The organism is Streptococcus sp. ST14 (genome assembly GCF_046098195.1).
Classification (GTDB): domain Bacteria; phylum Bacillota; class Bacilli; order Lactobacillales; family Streptococcaceae; genus Streptococcus.
Genome location: NZ_JBJUSF010000047.1, coordinates 1 through 5,248, shown reverse-complemented (window position 1 = coordinate 5,248; position 5,248 = coordinate 1). Strand labels below are relative to the sequence as shown.

The window sequence follows — 5,248 nt, the reverse complement described above, 5'->3', positions numbered from 1 at the left end:
GCTTGTTCAACAGTAGCATCATACTTAGCTTTTTCACCCAGGTAGGTTGAGACAGCTTGCTGGTTTTCTTCTAAGACTTTCTTAGCTGTTTTAGTAGCTTGCTTGTTTTTGTCAGCAGTTCCATCTGTGGCAGTCGAACCGTCATTCGTCACTGTGACAGTTGTTGATTGTTCGTGCTTGCCTTTTTCAGTGGCCACAAAGCTATTATTAGCTTGAATGGCTTCCTGCGCTTCCTTGAAGGCTGTATTGTTTTCGACTTGTTTTGCAGTCGTTTCTTCAAGTGCCTTGATTTGCTTATCCTGGTCTTGTTTAATTTCACCCTTAGACTGATCAAGATTTGATGAAGTAGTATCTGTACCCTTATCAACGCTTGATGTCTCAGACACAACTACTCCAGCTTGTTTAGCAGTTGAAGCAGCCTTTGTGACTGCACTATTATCAATCGCTACAGGCTGGCTTCCTGTTGCCTTACCAGCTTGTTTAGCGTATGTGTTGTTGTCGTTTTTGCTTTCAGGCTGTACTGCTTCATCCGCCAATACAGAACCTGCAGAGAAGGCTACAATACCTGCAACTGCAATTCCTGATACTAGGCCTTTAGCCCATTTTTTCTTACGGAAATATCCGTGTCCTTGTGTTTTTTCTGTCATTTAATTGTTTCCCTTTCCATTTCACCTTAAAACATTTTCTTCTTGTAGACGTAGCTGACTGCTGTCAACAACATGGCTCCAATAGCACCCAGAATGCTTTCTGCAGTCCCAGTGTTTGGAAGTGTTTTGAGTTTGCCTTCTGAATCAGTAACAGAGATAGTCTTATCTTCGTTAACTGTTCCACCAACTTCTTCTGGAGCCACTACAGAACCATCTGAAAGGACTACGTTTCCGTTTTGGGTGCTAACAATAGACGCACCTGTATTTGTTTCAACGGGCTCTTTAGTTACATCATGGACAACCTGTCCAGTTGATGTAGATGTTGTCCCAATTTGTGACTTTCCTTGCTGATTCGCTTGATCAGTAGTTTTTGGCTTTTCATCTGGAACACCATCTAAGCTACCTGCGTTATCTTTATCTTGCGCCTTATCTGAAGGCGCTGGTTTATCAGCTGGCACTCCGTCAAGACTTCCTGCGTTGTCTTTGTCTTGTGGTTTATCTGATGGTGTTAGAACACCATCGAGGCTACCTGCATTATCCTTGTCTTGCGCCTTATCTGAAGGTGCTGGCTTATCAGCTGGCACTCCGTCAAGACTTCCTGCGTTATCCTTGTCTGAGGGAGCTGTTGGATCAACTGGAGTAACTGAAGGCTCTGTTGACTGATTTGCTGGAGCCTCTGTTTCTGTTGAAGCGCTAGGTACTGTTGGCGTAACTACTTCTGTTGTTGGAGCAGAAGAATCAATTGGTGCAAGTTCGTCTGCTGATACATAACCAGCTTGTGCAAGTGCGATAGTTGAAAGTGCTAGTGTAGCTAATACTTGTTTTTTGTTCATGATTTTTCCTTTTCTTTATTTATTTTTCGGGTTATAACCTTTTCCAGTTAAACGAAGTTCCATTCCTGATGGTGTCTTAACTTTTCGAGCTATAACTTGAGCATCTCTCTTGATAGTGCGAATTTGATCATAAACCTTTTTATAAGGCAAATGAAATTCAACATCCCTTAAAAGGCCGTCTACGTATCCTCTAGCCTGTTTGACTGCATAGTCTGGCTTCAGGATAAGGTCTGTGCCGTCCTCTAAGCGAGCTGTCGCACCTCCTTGTTTTCCTAAGTTTTTTAAGTCCTTTAGGCGGACGGTTATTTCATCTGTCATAGATTTCTCCTTGAAGTTGAAAGGCGAAATAACGCCGTGCTGTGTAAAAACGTATTTTTACATCGGTATTTCATGCGCTGGGTTTATAGTCTAGGAACCCTTACTCCTTCAGCTTATGATCATTATCATGCTTTTTCGTTCAGTGGCTGGACTAGATATCCTTTTCTAGTTTGCTACTCGCCCCCGTTTCTTTTTTATCCATAGCCACGCTGCATCAGGGCAAGCCTTGTATTCAGTTTTCAAAGGTCTATAGTTTAATGACTTTTCGGTCAATATAGATTTATCTGTACTAGGTTTGGTCCGATTCTGATCCTAACAGGTAGTCAATAGTTACCCCAAAGTATTCTGCTACTTTCTTAGCATTTTCAAGACTTATCTGACTATATCCTGTTTCCCAGTTCGATATGGTGTTACGAAATACTCCTATCTGATCAGCTAAGGCTTGCTGAGACAATCTATACTGCTTTCGTAAGTCTCTGATACGATTTTGTGTTTGTTTCCTCACATCTACTTATCTCCTTCATTATTTGAACTTGATAGTATTTCATCATCCATCAGAGGAGCATTCTTCAGCTCCAGCATGACAAGCCCTATTCCATAAGCTAAGATCAATAATAAAGCCATTGTAACTAGTTTAAACATTTCTATCCTCCTGATATTGTTCCTTATTTTGTCCGATAAGTTATCTTCTTCACCCATCGAGGATTGATAGAAAACGGCGGAGTCGCTGATGGAAAATTCATACTCGCTCCTGTTCCAAATGAACTTGATACCAATTTTTCTAGTTCCTCTAAGTTGGAAGTGACGGAAATACTGTCTACCGTTTTATCAAAATACTCTACAATCATTTCAATCTCTTGAACTGGTTGGGAAGGTCTAGCTTTCATAGCTTGCCCTCTGTTCATTCTCTCTTGGTTATTAAACAATCCCATGAAATCAATCCTCTTTCTGTTGCCATGATGAGAAAATTTGACTGTGTTTCTCAGCTCTTTCTTTTTTTGGTAAATCAAAAACAGCTTTAGGAACCATGTAGATTTTCTCCTTCGGGCTACGACCTATTGTTAGCACTTTACCATCAATTGGTCTAAATTCATCTTTTAACATGTTTCAACTCCCTTAGACAATTCTGATAAATAACTATTGAGTTTCGTCTCCGACAGTTTATCTGGATAATAGTATGCAATCAGACTAGGGCACTCATCAGGGAATTTCCTAGTGTGCTCACTTTGTCCTGATAACTCCATAAAGCCCTGTTCTTTTTCGATCAGCAGAGCCATTTTCCAGAAGCGAATCATCATTTTGTAGAAGTAGGCTGGAACATTCTGGATTGATTTTCCTTCAGCCTCTCCTGTTTTAATTTTGAAAATCAATTTATCAAGCTCACGTTCAAGATCTTGCAGCCAAACCTCTCCATAAATTTCCTGATCAGCTAAGAGGTTGTTGTAATTCTTCTCAACTTGACGTTTCGATTGATAGATTTTATTTTCAAGAATTTTTGCATCTTTTCCAAACAAACTGAGTTTCTGAACTAGTTGAGGAGAAAGAAAACCATGTTGCCCCATTTTAAATGCTTCAGAGATTGATAAGTCAGATAAAGATGACTCGCCCTCGTATCGATTAGTATCGTATGAATATTCTGTCTGACTCCTCTCTGTATTTATTCCGTCCGCTTCGTGGACGTTTTGAAGTCCATTTTGTGGATGTCCGTTTTTGATACTTTCGCTATTACCAAGGCTTTGGGGTGCTTTTTCATAGAGAACTTTACCAAGAGCATTAACCCTCTTCAGTAACTCTCCATCAGATGAGTAGTGCTCCACTATTTCTAAATTAGCATCCACTAGCTGAAGATAAAGTCTATTTGGCTTATTGAGCCCTTGCCTAACTTCTCGTAAGAGACCATGTTCTTGCAGTTCTTTCTTGATTTTAGTAACCTTCATCTTTCCCTTATCCAGTAGTAGCATCAAGTCAGAAACTGTAAAAATTAGAAAGACTGCTCCATTTTCATCAACGTAATCTCTATTGCCCTTCTGGAATGAACTGATACTTAATTTACAACGATTATAAAGAGCACCATAAGCCAACTTAGCATCAGATGAAAGACCTGTGTAAGAACTAGTCAATTTGACATAGCCGTTCTCATTGTGTTGAATACGGGTGAAAAATATTTCTGGAATTTGATAAAAAGTTAGAGTAGCTAGTTGATCAATTGTGATATCCGCCATTAGTAGCCTCCTACAACTTGTAACCTCAAGCCACCAGCTTCAGGAAAATAAACAAGATGAGTTTGCTCTAACTCTTCAATAGCTGCAATAGCACGGCTTCTAGTCCATCCCATTGTATTCATCAAATCTAAAATCATTACGTCTCTAGTCAACCTTGAGACCTTTGTTTGGTGTTGCTTCATAGGTGATCCTTTCTTAATTTTGATTATAGAACTGCACTCCTTATCTGTTCGAGAATGTCTCTTTCCTTTTTATCAAGTTCTATGTATTCTTGTAGGAGTTTTGACTTTTTTTCACTGATAAAAGAAAGTTCTTTAACTAACTCTATCGATATTGTTGCGTTTGGTTTATTAGCCGTAAAGTTCTCTTCATAACCGAGGAGATATGGAATAGACACTCCAAAGTATTCTGCAAGGATTTTTGCATTTTTCTTCTTAGGTGTTCTAATTCCTTGATTATACCCAGACAACGTAGGATAAGCTATACCTGTACTATCGCTAATTTCCTTCAGGGATAAATCCCTATCTCTAACAAGTGATTGGAATGGGGTCATCTTTTTGCTTCCAACAATACAAGAATCATCATCAAGTCCTAGTAAGTATGAAAGTGTTACGCCAAAAAATTCTGATAAAATCTGAGCATTTTCTAGACTAAGATTTGTTTTTCCATTTTCGTATTTTCCGTACTGAGACTGGTTAGTATTCAAAACTTTTGCCAAGTCAGCTTGAGTCAGTCCTTTTTCTTTTCTTAGTTTTTTAAGTCTATTAGACATCTGGATTCCTCATTCTGTAGTATTTATTGAATAACCTCCAAGCTTTAAACGGGTTTTGTCTAGAATGATTTTCAAAAAATACGACATGATAACAACCTTTATTCAAGACTTTCTCAAGATCATTTTTCGATACAGATAAACCGAAATCTTCACGATCACTAAGACTAAGTAAAAAATACTTTCTCCATCGTTTTTTTACTGGGACACTCCTAAACATCAGTTCATTAAGTTCTAATGACTCTTTTGAATAATCAAAGCTATAAATATAGCATGCCACCAATACTTTCTTGCTAAACATTCCTTATTTCCTTCCTACACATATCCCATCAATTCTAGATTATCTGACATTTTTTCTCCTTTCTTTAATTTTTGCAACGAAAAAAGAGAGCGATTTTCTCGCTCTCTCAAGATATATGATATTTAATTTTTCATTTTCCCAAAACTCTAGACACTTAC

General features: G+C 38.5%; 9 protein-coding genes and 1 pseudogene. All 10 read right to left on the bottom strand.

Annotated elements, in window-relative coordinates; genetic code table 11:
- A pseudogene (locus ACIY19_RS10570) lies at nt 1-647 on the bottom strand (glucan-binding protein C); the annotation flags it as partial.
- 26 nt (nt 648-673) lie between these two features.
- Nucleotides 674-1,480 carry an LPXTG cell wall anchor domain-containing protein gene (locus tag ACIY19_RS10565; protein WP_409003378.1) on the bottom strand — a complete coding sequence of 269 codons (807 nt, stop codon included), beginning with the start codon at nt 1,478-1,480 and terminating at the stop codon, nt 674-676.
- A 15-nt stretch (nt 1,481-1,495) separates the two neighbouring features.
- A complete protein-coding gene (locus ACIY19_RS10560) occupies nt 1,496-1,798 on the bottom strand; it encodes a hypothetical protein (RefSeq protein ID WP_000128978.1) in 303 nt (100 codons plus the stop codon).
- 289 nt (nt 1,799-2,087) lie between these two features.
- On the bottom strand, nt 2,088-2,303 hold the full coding sequence (locus ACIY19_RS10555; protein ID WP_409003377.1) for a helix-turn-helix transcriptional regulator: 216 nt from the start codon (nt 2,301-2,303) through the stop codon (nt 2,088-2,090).
- Between the two features lie 2 nt (nt 2,304-2,305).
- A complete protein-coding gene (locus tag ACIY19_RS10550) occupies nt 2,306-2,440 on the bottom strand; it encodes a hypothetical protein (RefSeq protein WP_258010732.1) in 135 nt (44 codons plus the stop codon).
- Between the two features lie 23 nt (nt 2,441-2,463).
- On the bottom strand, nt 2,464-2,730 hold the full coding sequence (locus ACIY19_RS10545) for a thiopurine S-methyltransferase (RefSeq protein WP_409003376.1): 267 nt from the start codon (nt 2,728-2,730) through the stop codon (nt 2,464-2,466).
- Nucleotides 2,731-2,734: 4 nt separating this feature from the next.
- Nucleotides 2,735-2,902 carry a hypothetical protein gene (locus ACIY19_RS10540; RefSeq protein ID WP_409003375.1) on the bottom strand — a complete coding sequence of 56 codons (168 nt, stop codon included), beginning with the start codon at nt 2,900-2,902 and terminating at the stop codon, nt 2,735-2,737.
- On the bottom strand, nt 2,896-4,020 hold the full coding sequence (locus tag ACIY19_RS10535; RefSeq protein WP_409003374.1) for a replication initiator protein A: 1,125 nt from the start codon (nt 4,018-4,020) through the stop codon (nt 2,896-2,898). The genes ACIY19_RS10540 and ACIY19_RS10535 overlap by 7 nt, the downstream gene beginning before the upstream one ends.
- On the bottom strand, nt 4,020-4,157 hold the full coding sequence (locus tag ACIY19_RS10530; RefSeq protein WP_000599578.1) for a hypothetical protein: 138 nt from the start codon (nt 4,155-4,157) through the stop codon (nt 4,020-4,022). The genes ACIY19_RS10535 and ACIY19_RS10530 overlap by 1 nt, the downstream gene beginning before the upstream one ends.
- Nucleotides 4,158-4,225: 68 nt before the next feature.
- The gene (locus ACIY19_RS10525; protein ID WP_409003373.1) at nt 4,226-4,792 is read right to left on the bottom strand and encodes a helix-turn-helix domain-containing protein; all 567 of its coding nucleotides are present in this window, start codon (nt 4,790-4,792) and stop codon (nt 4,226-4,228) included.
- Nucleotides 4,793-5,248 lie beyond the last annotated feature (456 nt).

Bases quoted from the DNA above. Each gene is read 5' to 3' on its own strand.
- ACIY19_RS10530 (WP_000599578.1), bottom strand. From the start codon at position 4,157: ATGATTTTAGATTTGATGAATACAATGGGATGGACTAGAAGCCGTGCT.
- ACIY19_RS10560 (WP_000128978.1), bottom strand. From the start codon at position 1,798: ATGACAGATGAAATAACCGTCCGCCTAAAGGACTTAAAAAACTTAGGA.
- ACIY19_RS10545 (WP_409003376.1), bottom strand. From the start codon at position 2,730: ATGGGATTGTTTAATAACCAAGAGAGAATGAACAGAGGGCAAGCTATG.
- ACIY19_RS10535 (WP_409003374.1), bottom strand. From the start codon at position 4,020: ATGGCGGATATCACAATTGATCAACTAGCTACTCTAACTTTTTATCAA.
- ACIY19_RS10550 (WP_258010732.1), bottom strand. From the start codon at position 2,440: ATGTTTAAACTAGTTACAATGGCTTTATTATTGATCTTAGCTTATGGA.
- ACIY19_RS10540 (WP_409003375.1), bottom strand. From the start codon at position 2,902: ATGTTAAAAGATGAATTTAGACCAATTGATGGTAAAGTGCTAACAATA.
- ACIY19_RS10565 (WP_409003378.1), bottom strand. From the start codon at position 1,480: ATGAACAAAAAACAAGTATTAGCTACACTAGCACTTTCAACTATCGCA.
- ACIY19_RS10525 (WP_409003373.1), bottom strand. From the start codon at position 4,792: ATGTCTAATAGACTTAAAAAACTAAGAAAAGAAAAAGGACTGACTCAA.